We start from the raw sequence: 25,010 nt of genomic DNA on the forward strand, positions 1-25,010 counted from the left end.
AGTCAACTTGATTGTATGTTTTTGTGCGGCCGAATACAATGTTCTTCGCCGCTTATCCCGAACCGGAAGAGGTACGAAATATGGACAAATTGCAACTCATCGCCACCTGCCCGATGGGACTGGAAGCTATCGTCGCCCGCGAGCTTCAGGATCTGGGCTATAAGGATACCCGTACGGAGAATGGCCGGGTCAACTTTGAAGGCAGTCCAGCAGATATCTGCCGGACCAATCTGTGGCTGCGGACCGCAGACCGGGTGCTCGTCAAGATGGGCGAATTTGAGGCCCGCACATTTGAGGAGCTGTTCGAGGGCACCAAGGCGATCGACTGGGCCGCTTTCATCCCGAAAAACGCCGAGTTCCCCGTCCAGGGCCGCTCGCACAAATCCAAGCTCACCAGCGTGCCCGCCTGCCAGGGCATCGTCAAAAAAGCGATCGTCGAAAAGCTGAAGCTTGCTTACCGCACCGAGTGGTTCCCCGAGGACGGCGACTTGTATGCTATAGAGGTCCAGCTTCTGAAGGACCGGGCTCAGCTCGTACTCGACACGACGGGCCCGAGTCTGCACAAGCGGGGATACCGCAAGCTCGTAACCGAAGCGCCGCTCAAGGAGACGATGGCTGCGGCGATGGTGCTGCTCAGCCGCTGGCGGCCGGAACGGCCGCTCTACGATCCGTTCTGCGGCTCAGGGACGATCCCGATCGAGGCGGCCATGATCGGCTGGAACATCGCACCCGGCCTGCGCCGGAATTTTACGAGCGAAGCCTGGCCGGTCATTGGCCAAGCCCATTGGGACGATGCCCAGGACGAAGCGTTTGACGCAGTCAAGGATGAAGTGCCGCTGGAGATCGGCGGTTCGGATATCGATCCCGAGGCGATCGAGGTCGCTCTTGCCGCGGTAGCCAAGGCTGGCTTCGCCAAGGAGCTAAAGCTGCAGACGCTGCCCGTGTCCCAGGTCAAGCTGACAGGAGAGTATGGCTGTATCATCACCAATCCCCCCTACGGTGAACGTCTGGGCAGCGAACGGGAAGCGGACCGTGCGATCCGTGAGCTTGGCGATATGGCTGAGGCTGCCCGTTCGTGGTCGGTATTCGCGCTCAGCCCCTCCCGGGAGTTCGAACGCGATTATGGCAGGCCGTCGCACAAGAAGCGCAAGCTGTATAACGGCCGTATCGAGTGTGCGCTCTTTCAATATCTGGGACCGCTGCCGCCCTTGAGCAAACGGGAGGCGCAGGATTATTGAATCCGACACTCTCATTAAAACGATTGTGGCCTATGCTCAGCCGCTTCCGGGGGATCGAGCTGCTGCTGTTCGTTCTGCTGATGCTGCTTAAGCTGTACCTGTTCGACCACTCGATCCATGTCCGCAATATGAGGATGGGCGCAGCTGATGTCATCGTAGCCACGGGAACGCTCGGTCTGATCGTGTTCTGGACAATCTGGCTTTCTGCCCGGGCGCGTATCCTCGTTCTGATCCTGCTGAATATTGTCCTGACTTCGATTTTGTATGCCGACCTGCTCTATTTCCGGTATTTCCAGGATCTCATCTCCATCCCGGTCCTGCTGCAGGCCGGGCAGGTCGGCGCACTCGGAGAAAGCATCGGTTCGCTGCTGAAGATCTCCGACATCCGGCTATTCCTCGATTGGCCGCTGCTGATCACCTTGTCGCTCTGGCTGCTCCTCCGCCGGAAGCCGGCTGCCTCAGACGGTCGGGCGCCCCGCCGGCGGCTGCGCAGCGCCATGGTTCGCTTGTCGCTTAGTCTGATCGTTCTCGCACTCAGCGTGACGCTGGTGTTCGTGCCGATCCAGATCGCCAAGCGGACGTGGGCGCAAGGCTTGTTCGTCGGGATATGGTGGAATGTCTCGCTGTATAACGTCACCGGACTGTTCGGTTTTCACGGCTACGACGCCTACCAGTATGTCAAGCAGCAGCTCGGCAGGACGGAGCTGCCGGAAAGCGAGCTTGCCGATACCGCACGGTGGCTGCAGGAACACCGCGCAAGCGTCTTGCCGTCTGCGGACGATGCACTGTTCGGAGCCTACAGGGGCAAGAATGTCATCATGGTCCAGGCCGAGGCAATTCAGAGCTTTATGATCGGCCGTTCGTTTGGTGGCCAGACGATTACTCCCTACTTGAACGAGTTGATCGAGAGCAGCGCCTATTTCCCGGATTTCTACCATCAGGCGGCGCAAGGACGGACATCGGATGCCGATTTTGCCGCGAACTGCTCTCTGCAGCCATTGCCCACAGGCTCTGTGTTCATCCGTTACGCGCAGCACGAATACAGCTGCCTTCCCGGGATCCTGCGGGACGAGGGCTACGCTACCGGCGTTTATCACGCCTACGACGGCGGATTCTGGAACCGCAATGTAATGTACAACAACATGGGCTACGTCAAATACTATAACCGTAATGACTATATCGTGGACGAGCCGCTTGGCTGGTCGGTCGGCGACCGTTCCTTCTTCCGCCAGTCCGTGGAGAAGATGAAGCTGCACCGGAAGCCGTCCTATTCGTTCCTGATTACACTCACGAGCCATCACCCCTATTCGCTGCCTGCATCTTACAAGACGCTTGAGCTGGGGGAGCTGGACGGCACGATGTTCGGCGACTATATCCAGAGTGTGCATTACGTGGACCAGGCGTTCAAGTCGTTCGTGGGCGAGCTGCAAGCAGCCGATCTATGGGAGGATTCGATCGTTGTCTTTTATGGCGACCATGACAACTCGATCCGTGATTGGGAGCCGTTCGAGACGTTCCTGGGAGAGCCGTTATCCGCCCTGCAGCGAGAGCGGATGCTGCGCCAGGTGCCGCTGCTTATCCACCTGCCTGATGGCGCTCATGCCGGCACTTATCCAGGAGGCGGCCAGCTCGATATCGCGCCGACGCTCCTGCATCTGCTGGGGATCCGGCCGGATGATCACTATATGCTGGGCGCCCCGCTGCTGACCGGACAGCCGCTGCCTGAGCAGACCGTCGTATTCCGCGATGGCGCATTCTCCTCTGCGTCCCATTACTTCGTACCGTCAGGCGACGGCATCCTCGCACACGGGACATGCTACAGCCTGATGACCGGAGAGCCTGTCGATGTCTCGGCCTGCGAGCCACTGGCCCTGAAGGCAAGAGCGCAGCTGATGCATTCGGACCGGATCGTCATGAACAACCTCGTCCCGCGCCTGCGGCAGCGGTGACTTTCGACCCCCATATTGAACAAGAAGGCGTCCCCCAGTCTATGACTGTCGGGACGCCTTCTTTATAAAGAAATCAAGCTTTAAAGTACGGTTTTGCTTTCTCGATGACTTCATCCTCCGAAGGCGCCTTGATGTAACGCCCATTGACGAAGATAAAGGCATAGCGCGCGCATGGACCGCAATACGATTTGCAGCCCACTTTGATCTCTGTGTCCGGCAGCGCCTTGTTCAGCTTGCTTAGCATGCTCTTCACTTTGACATGCTTGCATTTATCGCAGATCCGGATATCGTTTGTAGCCATCGGTATTCCCCATCTCCTGTGATGCATCCTGCCGCATCAGACTTTCTGGCAGACGTTCAATGAATCCTTATTAGTGATCGCCGTGGTTGCCCTTGGAGGGATTGGTAATCGCAAAGCCCTCCTTCGGGAGATAAAAGTAATCGATCCGAACGCCGTCGAGCATCGGCTCCTTCGTGCTGAGCAAGACGTCGATCTCCTTATCTGTCGGGACGACGACATCGTCCTCTTTGGCGACATCAAGCGACATGCCGTAATGCGCATGATCGCCATGCTGATGCGTCACCGATACCCGCAGCATCTTTCCTTCGTTCTCCGGCTTGTCCAGCTCGGTGCGCAGCACTTTGGCGGCATTGCGTGAAATCTTGCATTTCATATCCAATCCAGCTCCTCGCAGTCATTTTCATACGGAATCCGCACATATACGTAACGAAACCCCGTCCCGGCTAGCCGGGACGAGGACAGGTTGGCGGCATAAAGTGGTACATCGGGTTGCAATTGCTGTAGTCTCATTGTATCGAAAAGGATCCCACAGAGCAACTGTTATTTCACCCTTGGTTCGGGAGCGGGCTTGCTTGCCGGGTTGTTCATCGAAGCTCGCCCAGCAGCTGCAAAAGCAGGCTCTTTAGCTCCGCATACATATCTTCGAGCTGGGTCAATGGCAGCGGGTTGACGCCGTAGCCTGCCTCAATGGTAAAACCGGGACGGCGGAATTCGTAGATAAACCAATCCTTGTAGCCAGCATCGCTGTCGGTCAGCTTGACGGCTTTGTAGCCGCTCGCCCTCGCCATCCCCTGAGCCAGCGCCTCGGCCTCCGGCGGCTCATAGTCCCGATAATTCCAATAGATCTCCTGCCCCTGAGTATGAAGCGCCAGCACCAGATCAAAATCGTGCCTGCGCGTCCAGCCGGCAAGCCCTGCCGCTTCAGGCTCGCTCAGCGGCTGCGGACCCGGATAATCCCGCGGACCCGGACCGGCTGCGGCGCGGCGTTCGCATTCTGCTTCCCAATAGGCAGGGAACTGATCATTCAGGTCGACGCCGCGGATGTTGGCTTTCCATTGCCCGAAATCGTCGGAGCCGCCGTTCCATGCCAACAGCTGCTGCCGCAAGCCGCGCTCCTCCGGCAGGCCATCGACCACCAGCCCGACGCCGTCCGGATTCACCATCGGCAGGATCCATAATGAATACTGTTCATAGATGCGTCTTATCTCCATCCCGCCCCACGGCTGACCGCCGGCATATGTGGACGACAAGTCCTCCAGCAGCGCCATGGCCAGCAGGGAAGTGATCCATTCATTGGCATGAAAAGCCGCATTCAGATGAATCCGGCAATCGCCTTCGCCGAACCGGACGGCGCGGATTGGCCGTCCCATGACACTGCTGCCTGCCTGTTCCGTATGAAGAAATGGATAAGCAGCCGCCAGCGCAGCCATATCGGCTTCGCAGCTATCCGGTCCGTAACCCTGCTGAGCCGTCACGATCCGGCAGCCGCTATGCGCGAGCAAGCGTGATGCCGGCCGAGTGAGTCGTCTATTCAAGCGGTAACAACCTCCTTGACAGTGCACTACCACCATGTGTATGCAATGGCGTGCAAACACATGCAACGCTGGTTCAGCCGTGCCTGAACAGCAATAAACCGCTTGTCGGCGGATCCTCTCCACCGAACAAACGGTTTATCTCAGTCCTTCCGGGTATAATGGACCACTCATCCGATCTTAGGCACTTGCCATACAACCGGCGTGAGCTCAATCTGCTCATCGAGCCAATCCTGGGCGATCATCTTGAAGAGACGCGGATCCCCGCTGCAGCAGAACTGGTGAACCGGGATGACATCGCCTTGCGAGAGCTTGCCCTTCTCATGAAGGATGGTGCTGATCTCCCTGGCAGTTTCCTCTGCCGAAGAGATAAGTGACACCTCCGGACCCATCACAGCCTGTATGGTCTCAGCCAAAAATGGATAATGCGTACATCCAAGAATCAGCGTGTCCATCCGGCTCTCCTTGAGTCCTTCCAGCGACTCCGATACGGCTTCATGTGTCTCCGATGAATAGAAGTTGCCTTGCTCGACAAGCGGCACGAAACGCGGGCACGCTTTGCTGAGCACTTCGATATTGGGGCTCAGCTGCTTCAGCGCATGCTCGTATGCCTTGCTGCGGATCGTTCCCTCCGTGCCGATGACGCCGATCAGACCCGATTTGGTCCGGCCTATCGCTGCCCGCGATCCGGGATGGATCACGCCGACAACAGGAATATTGACGCGTGTCCGTATATCTTCCAATGCGACGGCAGTTGCCGTATTGCATGCAATCACGATCATCTTGGGACCAAATTGCACGAGATAATCGACGATCTCCCGGGTGAATCGCAGTACTTCCTCGTAAGGTCTGGGGCCGTAAGGCGTCCGGAGCGTATCGCCAAAGTAAATAATGCGCTCCCTCGGAAGCTGGCGCATCACTTCCTTGGCCACCGTAAGGCCGCCTACGCCGGAATCTAAGATAGCTATTGGATGTTGCACGGACACACCGCTTTCCTGATCAGATTAACGCACTGGATATGGTCGATTGCCCTGCTTATCACGCTTGCAAGTTCATCATAGAATATGTGCGGCCGTTCCAAAACGTACCTACATATTAGCGCAATTCCGGACAAGGTTCAAGATCAGCATCTGACAGGAAAGGAAGGCTCAGCCCAGCAGAGGGCCGGCACGGCGGTTACCGGTAAGCCGGCAGCCAGTCGCCATGAGCTTCGATCAGCTCGTCGCACATCGCGATGATGTCATCCATCGACAGCTCGGCGCTGGTATGCGGATCGAGCAGCGCCGCATGGTAAATATGCTCTTTTTTACCGGTCATCGCCGCCTCGATCGTCAGCAGCTGGGTGTTGATATTGGTGCGGTTCAGTGCAGCCAGCTGGGGCGGCAGGTCGCCGATGTAGGTCGGCTGGATGCCGCTGCGGTCGACCAGGCAAGGGACCTCGACGCAGGCCTCCTTCGGCAAGTTGGTGATAAGACCCGTATTCATGACATTGCCGCCGATCTTATATGGCGTATTCGTCTCGATGGCCTCGAAAATATAGGACGCGTATTCATGCGAACGCTCATGCTGCAGATTTACATTGTCCACCAGCTCGCCGCGCATTTTCTTCCACCGTTCGATCTGCTCCACGCAGCGGCGCGGGTACTCATCGAGCGGGATGTTGAACCTTTCGATCAGCTCCGGATAATTGCGTTTGATAAAGTAAGGATGATACTCAGCGTTGTGCTCGGAGGATTCGGTTACATAGTATCCGAATTTGAGCATCAGCTCGTAGCGGACCATATCGTGATGCGATTCCTTCTGCTTCTCCGCCGCCCGGCGCTTGATCTCCGGATACAGATCGACCCCGTCACGAGTAACTTCCAGCAGCCATGCCATATGGTTGATGCCGGCAATCTTCGATCTGACCCCTTCCGGCTCGATATCAAGGTCGCGGAACAGATGGGGCAGACAGACTTGCACGCTGTGACACAAGCCTACAGTATTGACGCCGCCATGCGTATTCATAACATTGGTCAGCACCGCCATCGGGTTCGTATAGTTGAGGAACAGCGCGTCCGGGCTGACCTCCTGGATATCGCGGGCAAAATCGAGCATGACCGGGATCGTTCTCAGATTGCGGAAGATGCCGCCGATGCCGATGGTGTCTGCAATCGTTTGCCGGAGGCCGTATTTTTTGGGAATCTCGAAATCGGTAATCGTGCACGGATCGTAGCCGCCGACCTGGATGGCATTGACGACAAACTTGGCCCCCCTTAGCGCCTCCTTGCGATCGCTGTAAGCCTTGATCCGACAAGTACTGCCGGAGCTTTGTGCCAGGTTGAGCAGCATTTGCTCCGAATCCTTCAATCGCTGCTCGTCGATGTCGAACAGGGCGAGTTCGAATTCCTGGAGAGCGGGAGTCAGCATGCAGTCTCCCAGGACATTTTTGGCGAATACCGTGCTTCCGGCACCCAGAAACGTAATTTTTGACATGGTCGTATCCTCCTGTTTCCGTGATTGAGATGAGTTCACTTTCCTTTCTTCACTATAAGAGAATTCGCTTGTCAGAGGTATGGAATAAATGAGGATGGATATGGACAAATGAAGGACGTTCCTATACGATTTGGAGTGTAATGTTTCAAGCATTTCACTACCGGTCCGGGGAGGAAAACGACATGTCGGTTAATCATTATGAATTTTCCATGGGCATTAATAGTTTGCCTGCTCAAGGAGAACTGGCTGTTTTATTTAGCGGATACGGCAGGCCGATGCCCAAGCACCGGATGGGACCAGCTGTGCATAACTATTATTTGATTCACACGGTGAAGAAGGGCTATGGTACGTTGGATATCGGCGGTAAGCGGTACAATTGTCGTGCCGGGGACTCGTTTGTTATCTTCCCCGGCGAGCTTTTCACCTACACTGCCGATGCCGATACGCCATGGGAATACCAATGGGTGGCATTTAAAGGCGTGGCCGCCCGTCCGCTGCTGGAAGCTTACGGTGTATCCCCTCTCCGTCCCGTACTGCATCATGCGGATATCCGCCGGATCCGGGTGCTCTACGATCGGATCCGTCTGGCATTCCTGACGATCGACTCTCCCATGATGGCGGATCTGGAAGCGGGCGGTCAGCTGCGGTTGCTGCTGCGCCAGTTCGGCACCGTGCCTGTCGATTATCATCCTGTCTCCGGCAACCGCCAGTCCGATATGGAGCGCCAGATCAGCCAGATGGCGATGTGGCTGTCGCTGCAGTACGACCAGAATCTCTCGATTGCCCAGATCGCCAAAACGTTGGGCTATCACCGGACACATCTGTCCAAGATGTTCAAGCAGGTCACGGGGCATTCGCCATCCCAGTATCTGTACCGGGTCCGCATGCAGCGAGCCGAGAGTCTGCTGGGAAGTGAATTGACGATCGGGCAGGTCGCTTCTTCGGTCGGTTTCCCCGATCCGCTCTACTTCTCCAAGCAGTTCCGCCGCTGGAGCGGCCTTACGCCGACAGCCTACCGTAGATCGCTGACCGCCCAGGCCAAAGCCAGTACACAGCAAACAACCCGCCCGGATGATCCGGACGGGCTAGGCATAAGAGAGTGATCAGTCTTTATCTTGCTGTACCGCAACCGACGGGAGCTCCGACTCCTGAGCCGTGTCGGCAGTGTCTGGATCATTGACAATCTCGGCGGCATCCACCGTCTCCGAGACAGCCGAGGAGACCTGGGCCACACCGGTGCGGCGCTCGCGCCACGCCCGCACTTCGCCGGCCACGGAGTCTGCTGCGGATCTGGCCTTATCGACCAGGTGTGAGGTTTGCTCACCGACCTGGCTGGCGATCTTGCTCGTCTGTTCGCCGATGATATGTGCTGTGTGGACGGTTTTTTCACTAACCTGTTGCGCTCCCGCGGCGATGTCCTTGCGGAGCTCTTTGCCGGATTTAGGGGCGAGCAGGAGTGCACCAACCACACCCGCGATCGTCCCCACTACTGCTCCCAAGAGGAAACTGCTTGCTTGATTGTCCCGTTTTCCTGTCATTACGGATTGCTCCCTTCTGATTGTGGTTCGTGTGCATTGCCCTCCGAAGCGTCTGCGCGTGCGTCTTTCTCGGCACGCCGCTCCTGCCAATACTGCCACGCCTCCCAGCCGGCATGCGCCAGATCCAGGGCGCCCGAGATCTGCCGTCCGAGATGGCTGCCTGACCGAAGGCGATCCTCGATCATGACCAGCCCCCGGTTGACATGTTGAAGCGACTGGTCCGCCGACCGTGTGAGGATGTGGAGTTCGCCGATCAGCTGCGAAGTGTCTGTCTGAAGTTTTCCCAAACTGGTATGGATTTCATTCAGTCTGCCGAGCGCGACTCGTGCCGCCCACACCGCAGTTGCCGTCAAGACCATTCCAGCCGCTGTCAGGAGGATCAGGCATACCGTCAGCAGATCCGACATCGCAGGTCAGCTCCTCTCCGGGTTCTGGACGAATGCCCAGTTTCTACTGACATTATAGTCACCGGAAGCTTGTCCTGACACAAGTCGCTGCAAAATTATTCCTGATTCTCCGCTGTTCCCGCACTACCGGATAGCCTGTCTATCCGATAGCTGCATTTGCTGCCGCCCTTGGCGAGACACTCGGTGCGCTCGACCTCGGCGGACAACAGCTGTTTAAACAGCTCCAACTCGCAGCGGCATGCCTGCTGATACCGATCCGCCACTCTTGCGATAGGGCAGTTGTACTCGTTAAATACAAATCCATCGTCCCCTTGCCCCTCGACCTCAACCATGTATCCGCCGCTGTTCTGGATGACTGCCAGCTCCTGGATGCGCTCTTCCAGTGACTTTCCAGTCATCCGAGGAGTGTAGCGCTGCAGGAGCTTGCGCTTGCGGCCTTCGAATATTTGTTCGACCAGACGCTCCCCGCCATCCTGATCATCCAGCTCCTCCAGAAGATCCAGCGTCAAGGTATGATAATTGCTGGGGAATAAGCCAGCCGACGCCTCCGTCAGCGCATAGACGTGCGAAGGTCGGCCCATCGGCTGACGAACGACAGACAATCTGACGAAGCCGTCCTTCTCCAGCGTATTGAGGTGACGCCGCACGCCCATCTCTGTCATGTCCAGCGTCCTGGCCAGATAACCGGCATGACTGGGACCCTTGGTCTTCAATAACGTCAGGATCGCCTGCCGGGTGGAACCTTCGTGACGGCGCATCTCTTCCATGTTCGCATTGTCCTTACCGTCCATTGTCAGGCCTCCCTTGCCCCTCGCTATACGTATTAACATACAACGAATCGGCCTGGCACGCAAGTTAAGATGGCGATGCGTTACTGGTCGCGTCCCAGCAGCAGCAAGGTTTGCTTCGACGTCGGTTGTCGGCTGCCTCCCTTGGGCTCGGCGCTTAGCGCGATCATCTCGGCCAACTGCAGCACATCTCCGCGTACGTACAAGTGGCCTCGCCCGTCAGCCAGCTTTATCAGTCCCAGGCTGTCCCGCCGGCTGCCGCTGACCGCCCAGGCCTGATAGTCCTCGAACTCCCGCTCCGGCAGCCGCTCCAGCAGCAGCACAGCCTCCCGGTTATCTCCGCTTAACCAGATATATCCTTCGCCCTCCCCCGGCACAGCAGGATACATCCGGTAGCGGGACGTATCCGGCGCCGACAGCACCGCCAGAGCCGCAGGTTCCTGCAGTTGCACATAAGAATCAACAGGCGGCTGTCCGGTGTGATCTCCCTGGCTGCCTATCATCAGCACGATGATCAGGGAAGCCGCGAGGGCTGAAGCTGTCCCCGCAAGCCACGTGCGGCGCAGCCGCCGTAGCCATGCCAGCCGGCGTACGCGTCCGGCCAATGCCAGTCGGATCCGCTCTGCGGGATATTCCGCCGGATCGGGTGTCATCAGATGATTCATGCCCGACGGCGATGGTGCTTCGCCCAGCAAGCGGCTCCACTGTCCGTGTGCTTCTTCGCAGCAGCGGCAATCCTCCATGTGTGTCCGCATCCGATCGGCAGCTGTTCCAGGGAGCTTGCCCAGCACATAATCGACCCATTCTTGTTCCGTATATCCGGCTATGCAGAGTCGCTGTCCGGCAGCCGCCTCAGGCTTTCCCTTCATCGCTCAACCCTCCCTTTTCTCCATCCAGCCAGCCTCTGCGAGCCAGTCCTTTTCGCATATGTCCCAATCCATAACGAACCCACGACTTCACTGTGCCAAGCGGCACTTCCCATGCCTGTGCCATCTCGCGCTGCGACTTGCCGCCGAAATAAGCGCCTACGACCGCCTTCCTTTGAGCTGTCGGCAGCTCATCCAATACCTCGCGGAGCACACTTCGCTCCAGCCTCTCCAACGCCTTCTCCTCAGGTGTCGCCCCTCCACTGCCGACACTCTCCACAACCGCCTCGGCTCGGTCGGTTATGGTCAGGCGGCCGCTGCGACGCAGCCGGTCCATGGCTCGGCTGCGCGTCATGACAGCCAGCCAGGCTTCGACGGAACCTTTGGCCGCCTCATAACGGTTTCCCTTGCGCAGCGCCTCGATAAACACGTCATGACACAGATCCTCCGCTTCCATCCGGTCTTCCAGAAGCCGCCGTGCCATGCGCAGCACCAACGGCGCATACCGGCTGTAGAACAGTTCAAATGCCTCCAGCGAGCCCTCGCACATCAAGGCCAGCACGCTAGCCATATCCTGACTTTCGCATGACGGCCCATGAGCCGCCTTCTTGCTGCCATCCGTTCGCACTTCCCTCTCTCCTCCCGAACCTACGACGTAATCAACCTCTATATTTCCATTTGTATCATAAAAAAGTGCGGTTTGAAAATACCCGCGACATTTTTGGGAGAAGGATTAAATCCAAAACGTTCTCTCGTGCGTAATCCGGTTAAAAGCGCCTCTGGCGCTAATATATCTTCGTGCAGGAGGATGATAGTCGATGTACAAAACATGGCGAAGTTTAGGGCTGGCGATGCTGGCGATGGTACTGGCATGGACGGGGAGTGCAGCTGTATGGACGCCGGCCGTCCACGCAGCTGGCGAGCTGGAGCTGTACACCCCCTATACTGCCCTGGATGCGGCACCGGGTGAATCGATCACGTACGATGTGGAGCTGATCAATCATACCGCACTTACGCGGCAGGCGGATGTCGTCTTCCACGACGAAGGGAGCGGCTGGCAGTCCGAGCTGACTGCAGGAGGACGCGGCGTCAAGCAGCTGGCAGTCCGTCCCGACAGTCCGCAATCTCTCTCCCTTCGGCTGGAGGTCCCGCTGGAGATCGAACGCGGCGAATACAACTTCAGGTTAACCGCCGGCGATGCGGCGCTGCCGCTCAAAGTATTCGTAACGGAGAAGGGTACGTATACAACGAAGCTGGAAGCCGAGCAGGCCAATATCCAAGGACATGCGGACGCCAGCTTCACATTCTCGACCAGCTTGCGGAACCAGACTGCCGAGGAGCAGACCTATGCACTGGCCGCTTCACCAGAGGCTGGGTGGGAGGTAACCTTCAAAGCCGGCGGCAACAGCGTCACATCCGTAACGGTTGAACCCAATGCATCGCAGACGATTACCGTCGAGGCGCTGCCCCCGGATCATGTCGAGGCCGGAACGTACAAGCTGCCGATCGCAGCAGCCAATCATGCGACTCGGGCAGAGACGACACTCGAGGCTGTAGTCACAGGCAGTTATGGCATCGGGCTGGCAACCGCCGATGAGCGGTTGAATGCCGAGGTCCGCTCGGGAGGAACCCGCACGCTTGACCTGATCGTATCCAATACAGGCACGGCAGCACTGGAAGACATCAGTTTGTCGGCACAGACGCCCACGAACTGGGAGGTCACGTTTGAACCCAAAACGATCCAGCAGCTGGAACCAGGAATGACAGCCAATGTTCAGGCGGTCATCCGGGCAGATGAACAGTCGATCCCCGGGGATTACGCCTTGAGCATGAGCGCCAGCAGCCCGCAGAAGTCGGCGAATGCAGCGTTGCGGGTAGCAGTCAAATCCTCCTCCCTCTGGGGGTGGATCGGCGTCTTGATCATCGCCGCGGTCGCTTTGGGGATCTACGGCTTGTTCCGCCGTTATGGGAGGCGATAACCGTGAATCATGAAGTTGCAGCTATCGGCGGGCAGCAGGAGATGAACGGGCTGTCAGAGGCGGCTATCGAGCTATCAGCTTTGACCAAAGCGTACGGGTCCCACCTGGCGGTCAACCGGCTGGATCTGACGATCCCGCGCGGGGAGATCTTTGGCTTGCTGGGTCCTAACGGCGCTGGTAAAACGACCACGATCCTGATGCTGCTCGGTCTGTCCGAACCGACCGCAGGCCGCGTGCGCGTGCTGGGGTTGGATCCGGCAGCTGACGCGATCGAGATCAAACGCAAGGTCGGCTATATGCCGGATGATATCGGGTTCTATGAAGACCGGACCGGACTCGACAATCTGATCTATACTGCCCGGCTGAACGGGATCCCTGTCAAAGAGGCAACAGACAGCGCATATCAATTGCTTGAACGAGTGGGGCTGGGCGATGCCGCCGACAAAAAAACCGGTACTTACTCCCGGGGAATGCGCCAGCGGCTGGGATTGGCCGACGTGTTGATCAAGCGACCGGAGATGATCATCCTGGATGAACCGACGCTCGGTATCGACCCCAGAGGCGTAACCGAGCTGCTGCGCCTCATCACCGCTCTAAGCCGTGAAGAAGGCTTGACTGTCCTGCTGTCCTCGCATCATCTGCATCAGGTGCAGCAGGTCTGCGACCGAGTCGGCCTATTCGTCAATGGAGAGCTGGTCGCATGCGGAGATCTCGCAGATCTGGCAAGCCAACTGGATCAGCAGGGCAACGACACACTGGTCGACCTTGAGATCCAGGGCTGGAACGAAGGGCTGGAGCATAAGCTGCAGGAGCTGGAAGGGGTAAGTTCTGTCAAGATGGGGGACATCTGTCGGACGGGTACCGTCAACGTCCATGTCACCTGCAGCGACGAGACGATCCCTGTCATTGCCAGACTGGCGGCAACGCATGCCGAGCTGCAGTCGATCCGCAGACACAGCTACCAACTGGATGACATCTACCGCCGTTATTTCGAAGGGAGCGATGGACATGGCGCGTAAGCTCGCTTCGCTGTTGCCAGCCACGCTGAGCATCCGCTGGCCGAAGGATTCACCTTCCGCCGAGCGGGCCGGTAAGCGGATTGCCCGCCAATCCACGGCTTCGGCCTTTCGGGTTATGGTGCGCAAAGAGTTCAGTGACCACATTCGCAGCTGGCGTTTCGGCATCCTGCTCGGCATTATCTTTTTGGCCTGTATCGGCTCACTCTATTCCGCCATCTCCGCACTGCTGGCTGGCAGCGCTGCCGATCAGGCGGAAGACGGTTTTTTGTTCTTGCGTATGTTCACGCTCTCCGATGGCAGTTTGCCGAACTTTACTGCTTTCGTTTCCTTTTTGGGACCGCTTATGGGGATTGCGCTCGGCTTTGATGCCGTCAACACCGAGAGAAGCAAGGGTACGCTCAGCAGGCTGATCTCGCAGCCCATCTACCGTGATGATTTCCTGAAGGCCAAGTTTGCGGCTGCATTGCTGATCATAGGCATCGTCATCTTCACCCTCGGGCTGCTAGTCATGGGGTTGGGGCTGCTGGTCATCGGCTTTCCGCCAACGTTTGAGGAATTTGCAAGAGTCGTGCTGTTTTTGCTCGCTGCCGTTGTTTATGTCGGCTTCTGGCTGAATCTGGCTATCCTGCTGTCGATTCGCTTCCGCCAGGCAGCGACCTCCGCGCTCTCTGCCATCTCGCTGTGGATTTTCTTTTCTGTCTTCTACAGCATGATTATGGGATTGATCGCCCGCTCATTGGCTCCAGAGAGCGAGGCAGATACGGGAGCCATCCTGTCCTTCCAACGGCTGATGCTCTCCCTTAACCGGCTGTCGCCTGCCGAACTGTTCAATGAAGCGACGACTACACTGCTCATGCCGGCTGTCCGGTCGCTCGGCCCGCTGACGATGGAACAGCTGGTGGGAGCACTGCCAAGTCCGCTCCCCTTGGGTCAAAGCCTGCTGCTCGTCTGGCCGCAGCTTACGGGACTGCTGGCTGCGACGATGATCTGCTTCGGCATCTCCTACTACCTGTTCATGCGCCAGGAGATTCGTTCCCGATCCTAAAATGGATATCTCCCTGCAAAACAAAACAAACCGCGTCAGCCGCGGTTTGTTTTGTTGTCATATGGAGGGTATCCCCGCCGAACGTCGTGCCGTGCAAGAATCTGCTCAGTTGGCAGCTTCCCGGGAGAGATAGTCTTCGATTGCCGCTGCAAAATCCAGCAGGTTGCGGGGAAGCTGCGGTGTCAGCTCATGGAGCTGTTCCCGGGGCCACGCGTAATATTCCTGTACCAGCGGCTTGCGCAGCTTCACCAGCGCAGTCAGATTGCTGTACAGCTCGTCCGCAAAGACGCCTTCCCCATGGATGATATCGATAATATCCTCATAGCTGCTGGCATCGCGCATAATAAACGCATCGATGAGATAGCTGCCGATGTCGGTTACTGACTCGACAGCCAGATGGAGCGCCCGCTCCTGGGCGAGACCTTGCAGGAGCGTGCCCTGCCAATCGGCAGCCAGCGTCTGCATTGCCTCTGCAAGGGGCGGTATGCTGCGGAGCCGGGCTTCGATTTGCTTACGATCTACATAATACATGGGCCAACCTGCCTTTAAGAGGTTGTTCAAAAAGTCCGCTGCCCATCACGAAGTGACTCAGGAGGTAATTCGACATCGAATCTTGAATGCAGTCGGAACTTCCGGTGCTCACGTAGGTTCACCTACGCTCCGCTCCTCATCTCCTCCCGCCTTCAACCTTCTCGGTGCTGAACACCGACCTTTTTGAACACGCACTTTAATTGAACTCGCTCGTTATTGTTTCTTTTTCCTGCCTCTTCGCTTCAGCCAGATCGTCATAACGATAAAGCTGATAATTACAACCAACAGATACGTCATCAGCATTCTGCTGTCATCCATCAGGATCCCTCTTTTGTATTATTCGGATTAGTTAGGAATCAGCTCTCGTAGTCGACGCTGACAGCGGATTCGCGAGCCTGGTTCATATGCTCGATGACCTTCTGGTGCACCGGATGCACCTGGTAGGCCTGCAGATCCTCGAGTGAATCAAACACCGTCGTCAGGGCGATATCGTACGACCGCTCCGTATGAAGCACATCGGTCCCTACCTCCAGCTTCTTCAACTGTTCGATCTTGCCTTTCATATTGCGCAGCACATCCGCTGTCGCCTCTACGCTCTCCGGCGATCTGTCTTTCAGCTTGAACAAGACAATATGGGTAATCATCTTCCACATCTCTCCTCATCTAACGGTTACAGCGCCTGCGCATGAGGCAGGCCCCTTTGTCACATAATAACTTAAATGACCGCAACCTAGCAATAACAGCAAGGAAGGGGAACCGATATTCATGCGTTATCCCGTTACGATAATTGCCACAATCGTAGGCTTGGCGCTCTGTCTGTACAATTCTACCGGCCACGACCCCCATAACTTCGTCTTCTTTATGTTCAGTGTCCCTGCCTGGGTCGTCGACCTGTTCGTCGATATCCACGAGGTCAGCGTCTTGCTGATGTATGTAGCGACTGTACTGAGCTATGTGCTAATCGGTTATATCACCGATCGTATCATCCACCATACGAGGGCAAGACAGGCACGCTCCCGTTGACGGCGAGGCGTTACCGTCGACCCGATGCTGCCGGCTGGAGACGCTGACGATACTGTCCGAGCAGCCGCTCCGACTCCCGGCGCACGACGGACCACAGCATCGTGAACTGGTGCTGATAGCCCCGTACGGCATACTGTACCGACAGCCCTTCGGCATGCCGGCGCTCCTGGTTGATGCGGATCCCGCTGGAGCGCATCTGCCGCTTGGCTGCCGCCTGCTCAAGCAGGACCCGGTCCTGCAATGCCCGCAGGATCGACTCGTACAGGCGCGGCAGCTTCATCGGGGAAGCGCCCGCCACGCCGATATCATGATCGAGGATCTGCACCGCGACGCGGAGCAAAAGATAGTGCTTGACCAGATTCAACTCTTCTTCCGTCTGGATCGGCATACCTGCCTGCACCTCTGCGGAAGCTTGTCCTTGCGTTGCCGAATCTTTCATCTGTTGTGCCTCCATTCCACGAAAAAAAGGAACATTTGTTCCTATTATAGCGAACAAATGCTCTGCTGGCAAGGACGGTCTCCGTGCAACACCCGATACGAATTTGAAGTTTGGTTAACGCGAAAACCCTTGAAGCGATTTGCGCCCCAAGGGTTCTGGCATATTAATTAGTCATTCCACAGCGCTACGCGAGCTTCTACGAACTCTTGACGGCCTTTCTCCGCTCGTTCTACGCCGTTCTTCTCCAGCTCTTCCATGTAAGCGTCCCAGATCGCGTCAAACTCTTCAGGCTTGGCCAGAATCGCTTCCGGGATCCGCTTCCACGTAATGTCGCGAAGTCTCGTATCCAGCACGCTTACTTCATGATCGCCGGGGATCGGGATGTTCCATGCCGCGCCCCAAGGCTTGATCGGGAAGTTGTCCTCGCTTGGGAACAGGTCTTTCCAGAGGGTTGCGCCATACGCCTCAAGCACTTCCTTCTCAGCCTCGTTGTAGCCTTCGATCAGCTGCTCAGGGAAACTGGTGGTGTAGTAGTTGCCTGTCGAATCCAATACGCCATCGCCATAGTGAGCGCCGATGTTGGTGTATAGGCCGATTCCCGTCTCTCTTTGGAAATTCGCCACATCGTTGACCTTACGGTTGTTGACATCGGCCGGAATGACGCGTTTGCCGTCCACGACATTGTAATGCTCGCCTTCCACGCCCCAGTTGAGCAGGATCTGTCCTTCTTCGGAAGCGAGGTAATCCAGGAATTTGATCGCGCGGACCGGATCCGGGTTGTCGACGCTGATACCGACGCCGCTTCCCGACATGAAACCCGTTGGCCAGAACGACGTCTCCAGATATTCCTCAGACATCGTTACCGGATAGTGTCCGTACGTTTGATCGAACTTGCCTTCGGCCTTCAGCGCATTCTCGCCGTCGCCATAGTTCCAATCCTGGTCGATCAGACCAAGGACGCGGCCGCTGGCGATTTTGGCATTGTATTGATCATGTTTTTGTACGAATGTCTCGGGATCAAGCAGACCGGTCGCGTTCATATGGTTCAGCCAGCGGAAATATTCTTTCTCTTCCGGACGTCTGAAATGATACGTCACTTCCATCGTCTCATGATCGATATAGAATTCTCCATCATCGCTGCCGCCGGTCGTAAAGAATGCCGGGTTCGTTACAGAGATATACATCCGCCAGTCGTCGGAATTCAGCGTCAGACCGATGTTTTTGTTGCCGGCTTCATCTGTTGGGTGCTTCTCCAGGTAGGAGCGAATCGCGTTCTCAAAATCCTCCACCGTACGAATCTCGGGGAAGCCCAGCTCCTTGACGACGCGGTGCTGGAGGCCAAAGCCGCCGCCAGCGCTGAAGTTCTGGCTGTCCACAGCCGCATAAGTCGGGATGACATAGATGGCGTGATCGTCTTCACTGTAGCGCAAGCGCTTCATATAATCTCCGAACAAAGCTTTGATGTTCGGCGCATGCTCCTCGATCAGATCTGTCAGATCCATCATCGCACCAACGTCGACCAGCTTGGCGACATCCTGCTTGGCACTGATCAGGTCAGGATACTCACCACTGGCTGCGATGAGGGCAACCTTCTGTACAGGATCGCCTACCGCGTATTCCGCATCGAGGACGACGCCTGTTTTTTCCGTAAGAATCTTGCCGATCCGATCCTGCATGCCTGCCCAGTTCGGGCTAGGGTCGGCACTGAAGAAGCTCATGGTGAGCGGCGCCTGGCCATCCCCATTTTCTCCACCGGTCGAGCTGCCCGGGGACGGCTCGTTATTGCCTCCGGAGCATGCGGCCAGCAGCCCGATCAGCATGGTAGCGGATAGTAGAACGCCGGTAAATTTCTTTGTTTTCATCATGATGCAAAAACCCTCCTCTTTAAATGTAACCTAATCATGCGCAACTGTAATCTCTATATGTTAACAGGTTGTCCTGCAAACAACTTGGCTAACTCTTTACAGCACCAAGAGTCATGCCCTTGACAAAGTACCCTTGCAAGAATGGATAAACCACCAGGATGGGTACGGTAACGACGATCGTGATCGCCATCTTCACCGATTCCGGGGATACCCGGCTCATCACCTGCGACATGTTCTGGCTGCGGTAGTCGCCGCCGCTGTTGCCTGTCGTCGTACTCTGGATGACCTTCATCAGCTCATATTGGAGCGTCGTCAGGCTGGCGTTGGAGCCGTTATACAGGTAAGTATCCAACCAGGCGTTCCATTGACCGACGGCCAGGAAGAGGGCGATCGTCGCCAGCGCCGGCTTGCAGAGAGGCAGGATGACTCGCCAGAAGATCGTCCAGTCGTTGGCGCCGTCCAGCTTGGCCGATTCCTGGAGAGCATACGGCAGTCCGTCCATGAAAGAGCGGATGATGAAGACGTTGAACGCACTGACCAGTCCCGGCAGGACATAGACGGCAAATGAGTTCATCATGCCGAGGTCCCGAATCAGGATATAGACGGGGATCAGCCCCCCGGATACATACATCGTAAGCGCCAGGAACACCGAGATGAAGCGTCTGCCCTGGAAGTCGGCACGGCTGAGCGTATAAGCCAGCATCGCTGCGCTTGCGAGTCCCAGGAACGTACCGACGACTGTCCGCAGGATCGAGATCTGAAACCCGGTCAGCAGTGTCGGGAAGGAGAAGATGACCCGGTAGTTCTCCAGCGTGAACTCCCGTGGCCAGATCGTGATGCCGCCGCGGACGGTGTCCGTGGAGTTATTCAGCGAGATGGCCAGCACGTTGAGGAACGGATACAGGGTGACGACAGTTACTAAGCCAAGAATAACATAGACGGAGATATCGAAAACCCGGTCCGACCAGGATGCTCTCGCGAATGTTCGGTTCATGATGCGTAAAGCCCCCTCTTACATGATGCTTTCTTTGGTGATGCGCTTGAATGTGCCGTTGGCAATAAACAGCAGCATGATACTGACGACGGAGTTGAACATGTTGATGGCCGTACCGAAGGAGAATCGTCCCATGCCAAGCCCATAGTTGAGGGCGTACAAGTCTAATACCTCCGCATAATCCCGCACCAGATTGTTGCTGAGGAGGAACTGCTTCTCGAAGCCGATACTGATCAGATGGCCGATCGACATAATCAGCAGAACGATAATCGTCGTCCGGATCCCGGGTATCGTCACATGCCAGATCTGCTGGATACGGCTCGCCCCGTCCACCTTTGCCGCTTCATAGAGCTCCGGCCCGATCCCGGCAATCGCTGCCAGATAGATAATCGCATTCCAGCCGCTTTCCTTCCATACATCCGCTGCTGTGACGATGGACCAGAACCAATTGCCCTTGGCCATGAATTGATACGGCGTATCGATGACGCCCAGAAACATCAGCAGGTCATTGACAGCACCGTTCTCCGTCGACAGCATCTTGGTGACGATACCGGCGACGACGACCCACGAGACGAAGTGGGGCAGGTATGAGACGGTCTGGACGAAACGTTTGAACACCTGCTGCCGCACCTCATTGATGAGGATCGCGAGGATGATCGGCACCGTAAACCCTGCGATCAGACCCATGAAGCTCATCGCCAGCGTATTGCGCAGAGCGAGGAAGAAACGGTCGTCGCTGAACAAGGCGACAAAGTGATCGAAGCCTACCCACGTTTGATCGAAAAACGAACGACCCGGCCTGAAATTTTGAAATGCCATCGTCCAGCCCCAAAGGGGCAAATAGCTGAATACAAACACCCAGATAACGAAGGGAAGCGACATAAGATATAGATACCGCTGCTGCAGGGCAATTTTGAAAAAACGGCCCGGATTCGGTTTCGGTTTTTGCTTCTCCGGTTTCTTGGCTGTGATCGCTTCCATGATGATTCCTCCTTGCTTTATATAGCTATCTTAAATCAAGTGAAGCGTTTGCAGTACCCCATGGATTGTGCCGAAAATCATGTAAAAATTAGCTATAGTTTCGTTATTCGGACCTCCATAGAGTGATATAAATTGGCTAGGTCAAATGAGGGCGCGCTGTAGAGGAAAAAAGGTGCGTTACTGCGAGAGTTGGCGCCGGATGGCGCTCTGTAGAGGAAGAAAGGTGCGTTACTGCGGGTGCTCGCGACGGATGGTGCTCTGTAGAGGAAGAAAAGTGCGTTGCAGCGAGGGGGAGCGCCGGATGGCGCTCTGTAGAGGAAGAAAAGTGCGTTGCAGCGGGTGGGAGCGCCGGATGGCGCTCTGTAGAGGAAGAAAAGTGCGTTGCAGCGGGTGGGAGCGCCGGATGGCGCTCTGTAAGGGAAAAAAGGTGCGTTGCAGCGGGGCTTGGCCCCGCCGCCCGCACCACCCCATCAGACTCGCTGGAACTTTTTCCATGAACGACCTTCTCCATTTAGAAACTGCCTCTACCACAGGCCGTTTTCAACGCTTGCGGAAGCCGGTTGGAGAGATGCCGACGTACTTTTTGAATTTGGTATGGAAATAATCCGCGTTGAGATAGCCGACTCGGTCGGCGACCTGGTATACTTTCATGCCTTCTTCTAACATTGCCTTGGCATGCTCGATCCGGACTTTGTCCAGATAGGTATTGAAGTACTCTCCGGTCTTGCTCTTGAACAGCTTGCCCAGGTAGGCGCTGTTGTAATTGAAGATCTCGGCCAGCATCTCCAGACGCAGCTGCTGATTATAGTTGCGATGGATAAAATCGATCAGCCGCTTAATCTGCTGGTCCGAGCTGCCTTGATCCAGGCGGCTGACCACCTTCTCGAGTGCCAGCATGACAGAGGCCACCAGATCGGAAAAATGGGACACCTGGTACGCTTGGAGCAGCTCGGACGCATAGTCGCCTGGCTCCCGGGTCAGCTCCGGACGATGCTGAACGAGCCGGTGGATGACCGTGCTGGCTGCTTGTACCAGCCTGGTCTTGAGCTCCTGCTCGCTGATCCCTGCTGCCAGCCAGCTCCAGCCAACGCCTGCCAGCATACGCTGCGCGGCCTCCATATTGCCTGCGTCCGCGGCATAATACACTTTGTCCGCGAGCGCAGCGGCGCTCTCCGGCTGCTCCCCCTCTCTCGGCAGCCAGTCTGGCATCTGAGGCTGTGCCCCTTCCGCCAGGATCTGCCTTCCGGCATGACGGAAGGCCTCCCCGAGCAAAGACTGGGCATCGGCATAGCTGGCCGGCCAAGCCCCTGGTCCCTTGACGATGCGGCCAGCCGCCGCCACCCAAGGCGCGGACAAATCCTGCATTGCTTGCTGAAGCAGCAGCCGGGCCTGGTCAAGCTCAGATGCATCCTTCAGAGCGATAACGAGCTCATGCTGATGCGCAAAGACATAGCCGCGTTGATCCTGCTCCACGACTTGCGCCAGCCGGCTCATGACTATCGCCTGCAGCTCTCCCGACTCCTGAGACACATCAGCCAAACGGAGCAGCAGGATCCTGCCGCTGGGCCAGTCCAACTCGTCTTCCGCCGTCTGCGTCAGCTCAGCCGTACCTTCCAGCAGCTCGCGGAACAGCAGCTCGCGGCTCTTGGGCGCATCTGTCCTGGCACGCTCTGCCGCCTCCGCTTCCAAGGTATCGCGAAGCTTCATCAGATGCTGCTGCAGCTCGTCTTCATCCACCGGCTTCAGCAGATACCCGTCGGTCTGCAGCTTGATCGCACGTTTCGCATATTCAAAATCCGCATAGCCGCTCAAGATCAAAAATCGTACGGCCCCTCCCAAAGCGCGGACCGCTTCGATCAGCTCCAGACCATCCATCCCCGGCATACGAATATCGACAATCATCAACTCCGGCTGATAGGCCAGATACTGCTCTACCCCCTCCCGTCCATTGGCGGCAGTAGCCACCACGTCATAGCCCAGCTCATGCCAAGGCATAATCGACCGCAAGCCTTCGCGGATCATCTTCTCATCGTCGACGATGACGACCTTGATCATAGCGCTCCTCCTTCTGCCGGGACACGAAACTGAATCTGCGTTCCCTGACCCTGCTGACTGTGTATCGCAAGTCCATATTCGGCGCCGTATGCCAGCTGCAGTCGCAGATGAACATTACGGATGCCAATCCGCTGACCGTCATCCTCCTCGCGTTCTTCGAAGGAGGTCATGATCGCCTGGAGACGCTCTGGCAAGATGCCCAGGCCGTTGTCTTCGACGGAGATAACCACCTCGCCCCTCTCCCGCCATACCCTGACACTGACCTTGCCGCCCTCTTCCCGCTTCTCCAGCCCATGGATGACGGCATTCTCCACCAGCGGCTGGATAATGAGGGGCGGCACCTGCACGTCGCCGACGTCAGGCTCGCAGATGATCTCGTAAGCCAGCCGCTCCTCGTGGCGGAATTGCTGGATCTCCAAATAGCTCTGGACGATATCAAGCTCGTCCCGCAGCATGACCGTCCGCTTGCCTGCCTCCAGGTTGGCCCGCATCATGCGGCCCAGCATCTTGACGACACGGGCGATTCCCTGCTGGCCGCTGAGATGCGCCTTCATGCGGATCGATTCCAGCGTATTGAAGAGGAAATGCGGGTTGATCTGACTAGCCAGCATTTTGAACTTGATCTCGTTTTGCCGCAGCTCGAGCTCGCTTTTCTCCCGGTTCGACTCCTTGATCTCCATCATCAGATCGTCGATGCTGACAACCATCGCATTGAACTGTCTGGACAACTGGCCGATCTCGTCGCGTCCGTCGATTGCCATCGAGGTCTCGAAATTGCCTGTCGCCACCTTGCTGATGTGCTTGCTGAGCCGCCGCAGGCGGTTGGAGATGAGCGAGGAGAAAGCGTAGATCAGCACGACCGCGATTACAAGGCTGATGCCGATGACGAGCAGCGCCACATTATTGATCCGGTCAGCATCCCTGACGATGCTCTCTACCGAGAAGACAGAGATGACCCGAATGCCGTTAAAGCTGGACTGGGGCAGCAGCTGCTCGATCAGGATCTTGGAGGCTTGGCCGTCCACGACCGCATCGAAGTCCCCGCTCTCCTCAGCGATGACCGAAGCATCGAACCGTATGTCAGCGAGTGTCTTGCCGGTACGGCCCGGGCGGTTGGCCGCGATGATCGCATCCTGGTCGTCGACGATCATCGTCTCGAACGACTCTTGATCCAGGATCGACTGAAGCAGATTCGTATTCACATTGATAACCAGCACGCCATCCTCGTCGTTCTCGCGGAAGTCGACTTTGCGGATCAGACTGAACCGCTGCGTCTGATCCCGCTCGTCTACGATCCGGTTCCAGGAGATCAAACCATTGGTCGCCAAGGCCTGCTGGTACCAAGCCTGTCTGATCGTGCCTTCGTCCGGCTGGATGAACTCCCAATTGTTCAACAGCGTCTGGTTGTCGATATAAAACCGAATATCGGTAATTTCTTTGTAAAGCCGGGCGTACTCCCTGAAGTCCGGGTAACCCCGATAAGCACTGACCACTTCATATACCGATTCATACTGCCGGTTGGCCACATCCTTGAGCCGACTGTCATAGGAGAGTCGGTAGGAGATATCGTAGGAGACATTGATTACCTCGGCTGTTCGCTTCAAAACCCGGTCGACGTTGAGCGCATTTTGCTCCATGGCATTGGTGAGCGCCATCTGCCGCAGCTCTCCCGTCAGGAAGAGTCCGACGATCATGACCGGTACGAATACGATCATAATAAAGGTCAGCATCAGCTTCTTTTGCAGCTTCATGTCATTCAAGTAACGCAGCATGAACCTTCCTCTCCTGTCCCGGCAGCTCTCCGTAAGCGTTAACAAGTCCGCGCATGCGCATAGAGCTGCCTTATCCAACTATGATTATAGTCGAATAAAGCAAGCAAAAGCATCTGTAAATTATATCAAAAATCATATGAAAATTAGTGATTTACGCCTATCATAACAAACCAAAGAAGGGATGCAGCCGATACTGCTCCCTTCTCTGGTTTG

25 protein-coding genes are annotated in these 25,010 nt (G+C 56.7%); 7 read left to right on the forward strand and 18 right to left on the reverse strand.

What is annotated here, in order from left to right:
* Positions 1-80: 80 nt before the first annotated feature.
* Positions 81-1,238, forward strand: coding sequence for a THUMP domain-containing class I SAM-dependent RNA methyltransferase (locus tag ABC336_RS03575; protein WP_413237356.1), 1,158 nt, complete (start codon positions 81-83; stop codon positions 1,236-1,238).
* Entirely contained in the window at positions 1,235-3,187 is a 1,953-nt protein-coding gene (locus ABC336_RS03580) for an LTA synthase family protein (protein ID WP_413237357.1), read from the forward strand. Before ABC336_RS03575 ends, ABC336_RS03580 begins: the two co-directional genes overlap by 4 nt.
* Positions 3,188-3,260: 73 nt before the next feature.
* Here the strand turns inward: ABC336_RS03580 and ABC336_RS03585 are convergent, their stop codons facing one another.
* From ABC336_RS03585 to melA, 5 genes are all read right to left on the reverse strand, one after another.
* Positions 3,261-3,488, reverse strand: coding sequence for a DUF1450 domain-containing protein (locus ABC336_RS03585; protein ID WP_413237358.1), 228 nt, complete (start codon positions 3,486-3,488; stop codon positions 3,261-3,263).
* A gap of 70 nt (positions 3,489-3,558) precedes the next feature.
* Positions 3,559-3,861 carry an iron-sulfur cluster assembly accessory protein gene (locus ABC336_RS03590; protein WP_413237359.1) on the reverse strand — a complete coding sequence of 101 codons (303 nt, stop codon included), beginning with the start codon at positions 3,859-3,861 and terminating at the stop codon, positions 3,559-3,561.
* A 211-nt stretch (positions 3,862-4,072) separates the two neighbouring features.
* Complete coding sequence (locus tag ABC336_RS03595; RefSeq protein WP_413237360.1) at positions 4,073-5,023, reverse strand: M14 family metallopeptidase; 951 nt, start codon at positions 5,021-5,023, stop codon at positions 4,073-4,075.
* A 167-nt stretch (positions 5,024-5,190) separates the two neighbouring features.
* Positions 5,191-6,000, reverse strand: coding sequence for a glutamate racemase (gene racE / locus ABC336_RS03600; protein WP_413237361.1), 810 nt, complete (start codon positions 5,998-6,000; stop codon positions 5,191-5,193).
* A 196-nt stretch (positions 6,001-6,196) separates the two neighbouring features.
* Positions 6,197-7,495, reverse strand: coding sequence for an alpha-glucosidase/alpha-galactosidase (gene melA / locus ABC336_RS03605; RefSeq protein ID WP_413237362.1), 1,299 nt, complete (start codon positions 7,493-7,495; stop codon positions 6,197-6,199).
* 182 nt (positions 7,496-7,677) lie between these two features.
* Between melA and ABC336_RS03610 the strand changes: the two genes are divergently transcribed.
* The gene (locus tag ABC336_RS03610) at positions 7,678-8,598 is read left to right on the forward strand and encodes a helix-turn-helix domain-containing protein (RefSeq protein WP_413237363.1); all 921 of its coding nucleotides are present in this window, start codon (positions 7,678-7,680) and stop codon (positions 8,596-8,598) included.
* On the opposite strand, the gene ABC336_RS03615 is transcribed toward ABC336_RS03610, so the two are convergent.
* The 5 genes from ABC336_RS03615 to ABC336_RS03635 form a co-directional block, all read right to left on the reverse strand.
* Positions 8,599-8,994, reverse strand: a complete 396-nt coding sequence (locus ABC336_RS03615; RefSeq protein ID WP_413237364.1) for a YtxH domain-containing protein — start codon at positions 8,992-8,994, stop codon at positions 8,599-8,601.
* A 38-nt stretch (positions 8,995-9,032) separates the two neighbouring features.
* Positions 9,033-9,440, reverse strand: a complete 408-nt coding sequence (locus ABC336_RS03620; RefSeq protein ID WP_413237365.1) for a hypothetical protein — start codon at positions 9,438-9,440, stop codon at positions 9,033-9,035.
* A gap of 95 nt (positions 9,441-9,535) precedes the next feature.
* A complete protein-coding gene (locus ABC336_RS03625; protein ID WP_413237366.1) occupies positions 9,536-10,231 on the reverse strand; it encodes a helix-turn-helix transcriptional regulator in 696 nt (231 codons plus the stop codon).
* A gap of 80 nt (positions 10,232-10,311) precedes the next feature.
* A complete protein-coding gene (locus ABC336_RS03630; RefSeq protein WP_413237367.1) occupies positions 10,312-11,097 on the reverse strand; it encodes an anti-sigma factor domain-containing protein in 786 nt (261 codons plus the stop codon).
* On the reverse strand, positions 11,081-11,722 hold the full coding sequence (locus ABC336_RS03635; protein ID WP_413237368.1) for an RNA polymerase sigma factor: 642 nt from the start codon (positions 11,720-11,722) through the stop codon (positions 11,081-11,083). Before ABC336_RS03635 ends, ABC336_RS03630 begins: the two co-directional genes overlap by 17 nt.
* Before the next feature lie 190 nt (positions 11,723-11,912).
* Here ABC336_RS03635 and ABC336_RS03640 point away from each other — a divergent pair, with 190 nt between their 5' ends.
* Genes ABC336_RS03640 through ABC336_RS03650 form a run of 3 tightly spaced genes read left to right on the forward strand, consistent with a single transcriptional unit; the run spans position 11,913 to position 15,137 of the window.
* The gene (locus ABC336_RS03640) at positions 11,913-13,073 is read left to right on the forward strand and encodes a COG1470 family protein (RefSeq protein ID WP_413237369.1); all 1,161 of its coding nucleotides are present in this window, start codon (positions 11,913-11,915) and stop codon (positions 13,071-13,073) included.
* Between the two features lie 41 nt (positions 13,074-13,114).
* The gene (locus tag ABC336_RS03645; protein WP_413242431.1) at positions 13,115-14,092 is read left to right on the forward strand and encodes an ABC transporter ATP-binding protein; all 978 of its coding nucleotides are present in this window, start codon (positions 13,115-13,117) and stop codon (positions 14,090-14,092) included.
* A complete protein-coding gene (locus ABC336_RS03650) occupies positions 14,076-15,137 on the forward strand; it encodes an ABC transporter permease (protein ID WP_413237370.1) in 1,062 nt (353 codons plus the stop codon). The genes ABC336_RS03645 and ABC336_RS03650 overlap by 17 nt, the downstream gene beginning before the upstream one ends.
* 105 nt (positions 15,138-15,242) lie before the next feature.
* On the opposite strand, the gene ABC336_RS03655 is transcribed toward ABC336_RS03650, so the two are convergent.
* Positions 15,243-15,668, reverse strand: coding sequence for a DUF86 domain-containing protein (locus tag ABC336_RS03655; RefSeq protein ID WP_413237371.1), 426 nt, complete (start codon positions 15,666-15,668; stop codon positions 15,243-15,245).
* A gap of 356 nt (positions 15,669-16,024) precedes the next feature.
* Positions 16,025-16,312, reverse strand: coding sequence for a Dabb family protein (locus ABC336_RS03660; protein WP_413237372.1), 288 nt, complete (start codon positions 16,310-16,312; stop codon positions 16,025-16,027).
* A 121-nt stretch (positions 16,313-16,433) separates the two neighbouring features.
* Here ABC336_RS03660 and ABC336_RS03665 point away from each other — a divergent pair, with 121 nt between their 5' ends.
* Positions 16,434-16,691, forward strand: coding sequence for a hypothetical protein (locus ABC336_RS03665; protein ID WP_413237373.1), 258 nt, complete (start codon positions 16,434-16,436; stop codon positions 16,689-16,691).
* Positions 16,692-16,701: 10 nt separating this feature from the next.
* On the opposite strand, the gene ABC336_RS03670 is transcribed toward ABC336_RS03665, so the two are convergent.
* The 6 genes from ABC336_RS03670 to ABC336_RS03695 all read right to left on the reverse strand — a co-directional run bounded on the left by ABC336_RS03670 (position 16,702) and on the right by ABC336_RS03695 (position 24,797).
* Positions 16,702-17,130 carry a YhjD family protein gene (locus tag ABC336_RS03670; protein ID WP_413237374.1) on the reverse strand — a complete coding sequence of 143 codons (429 nt, stop codon included), beginning with the start codon at positions 17,128-17,130 and terminating at the stop codon, positions 16,702-16,704.
* A gap of 167 nt (positions 17,131-17,297) precedes the next feature.
* Positions 17,298-18,995: an ABC transporter substrate-binding protein gene (locus tag ABC336_RS03675; RefSeq protein WP_413237375.1), complete on the reverse strand. Its 1,698-nt coding sequence runs from the start codon at positions 18,993-18,995 to the stop codon at positions 17,298-17,300.
* Between the two features lie 88 nt (positions 18,996-19,083).
* The gene (locus ABC336_RS03680) at positions 19,084-19,989 is read right to left on the reverse strand and encodes a carbohydrate ABC transporter permease (protein WP_413237376.1); all 906 of its coding nucleotides are present in this window, start codon (positions 19,987-19,989) and stop codon (positions 19,084-19,086) included.
* Positions 19,990-20,007: 18 nt separating this feature from the next.
* Positions 20,008-20,970: an ABC transporter permease gene (locus ABC336_RS03685; RefSeq protein WP_413237377.1), complete on the reverse strand. Its 963-nt coding sequence runs from the start codon at positions 20,968-20,970 to the stop codon at positions 20,008-20,010.
* A gap of 540 nt (positions 20,971-21,510) precedes the next feature.
* Complete coding sequence (locus ABC336_RS03690) at positions 21,511-23,025, reverse strand: response regulator (RefSeq protein ID WP_413237378.1); 1,515 nt, start codon at positions 23,023-23,025, stop codon at positions 21,511-21,513.
* The gene (locus ABC336_RS03695; protein ID WP_413237379.1) at positions 23,022-24,797 is read right to left on the reverse strand and encodes a sensor histidine kinase; all 1,776 of its coding nucleotides are present in this window, start codon (positions 24,795-24,797) and stop codon (positions 23,022-23,024) included. The genes ABC336_RS03690 and ABC336_RS03695 overlap by 4 nt, the downstream gene beginning before the upstream one ends.
* Between the last annotated feature and the right edge of the window lie 213 nt (positions 24,798-25,010).

Origin of the sequence: Paenibacillus jepli (genome assembly GCF_047238105.1) — a bacterium.
In the GTDB taxonomy this organism is placed as follows: domain Bacteria; phylum Bacillota; class Bacilli; order Paenibacillales; family Paenibacillaceae; genus Paenibacillus_D.

Bases quoted from the DNA above. Each gene is read 5' to 3' on its own strand.
- ABC336_RS03690 (WP_413237378.1), bottom strand. From the start codon at position 23,025: ATGATCAAGGTCGTCATCGTCGACGATGAGAAGATGATCCGCGAAGGC.
- ABC336_RS03650 (WP_413237370.1), top strand. From the start codon at position 14,076: ATGGACATGGCGCGTAAGCTCGCTTCGCTGTTGCCAGCCACGCTGAGC.
- ABC336_RS03625 (WP_413237366.1), bottom strand. From the start codon at position 10,231: ATGGACGGTAAGGACAATGCGAACATGGAAGAGATGCGCCGTCACGAA.
- ABC336_RS03575 (WP_413237356.1), top strand. From the start codon at position 81: ATGGACAAATTGCAACTCATCGCCACCTGCCCGATGGGACTGGAAGCT.
- ABC336_RS03685 (WP_413237377.1), bottom strand. From the start codon at position 20,970: ATGGAAGCGATCACAGCCAAGAAACCGGAGAAGCAAAAACCGAAACCG.
- ABC336_RS03660 (WP_413237372.1), bottom strand. From the start codon at position 16,312: ATGATTACCCATATTGTCTTGTTCAAGCTGAAAGACAGATCGCCGGAG.
- ABC336_RS03655 (WP_413237371.1), bottom strand. From the start codon at position 15,668: ATGTATTATGTAGATCGTAAGCAAATCGAAGCCCGGCTCCGCAGCATA.
- melA (WP_413237362.1), bottom strand. From the start codon at position 7,495: ATGTCAAAAATTACGTTTCTGGGTGCCGGAAGCACGGTATTCGCCAAA.
- ABC336_RS03585 (WP_413237358.1), bottom strand. From the start codon at position 3,488: ATGGCTACAAACGATATCCGGATCTGCGATAAATGCAAGCATGTCAAA.
- ABC336_RS03630 (WP_413237367.1), bottom strand. From the start codon at position 11,097: ATGAAGGGAAAGCCTGAGGCGGCTGCCGGACAGCGACTCTGCATAGCC.
- ABC336_RS03590 (WP_413237359.1), bottom strand. From the start codon at position 3,861: ATGAAATGCAAGATTTCACGCAATGCCGCCAAAGTGCTGCGCACCGAG.
- ABC336_RS03695 (WP_413237379.1), bottom strand. From the start codon at position 24,797: ATGCTGCGTTACTTGAATGACATGAAGCTGCAAAAGAAGCTGATGCTG.
- ABC336_RS03675 (WP_413237375.1), bottom strand. From the start codon at position 18,995: ATGATGAAAACAAAGAAATTTACCGGCGTTCTACTATCCGCTACCATG.
- ABC336_RS03620 (WP_413237365.1), bottom strand. From the start codon at position 9,440: ATGTCGGATCTGCTGACGGTATGCCTGATCCTCCTGACAGCGGCTGGA.
- ABC336_RS03645 (WP_413242431.1), top strand. From the start codon at position 13,115: ATGAACGGGCTGTCAGAGGCGGCTATCGAGCTATCAGCTTTGACCAAA.
- ABC336_RS03665 (WP_413237373.1), top strand. From the start codon at position 16,434: ATGCGTTATCCCGTTACGATAATTGCCACAATCGTAGGCTTGGCGCTC.
- ABC336_RS03670 (WP_413237374.1), bottom strand. From the start codon at position 17,130: ATGAAAGATTCGGCAACGCAAGGACAAGCTTCCGCAGAGGTGCAGGCA.
- ABC336_RS03680 (WP_413237376.1), bottom strand. From the start codon at position 19,989: ATGAACCGAACATTCGCGAGAGCATCCTGGTCGGACCGGGTTTTCGAT.
- ABC336_RS03610 (WP_413237363.1), top strand. From the start codon at position 7,678: ATGTCGGTTAATCATTATGAATTTTCCATGGGCATTAATAGTTTGCCT.
- ABC336_RS03640 (WP_413237369.1), top strand. From the start codon at position 11,913: ATGTACAAAACATGGCGAAGTTTAGGGCTGGCGATGCTGGCGATGGTA.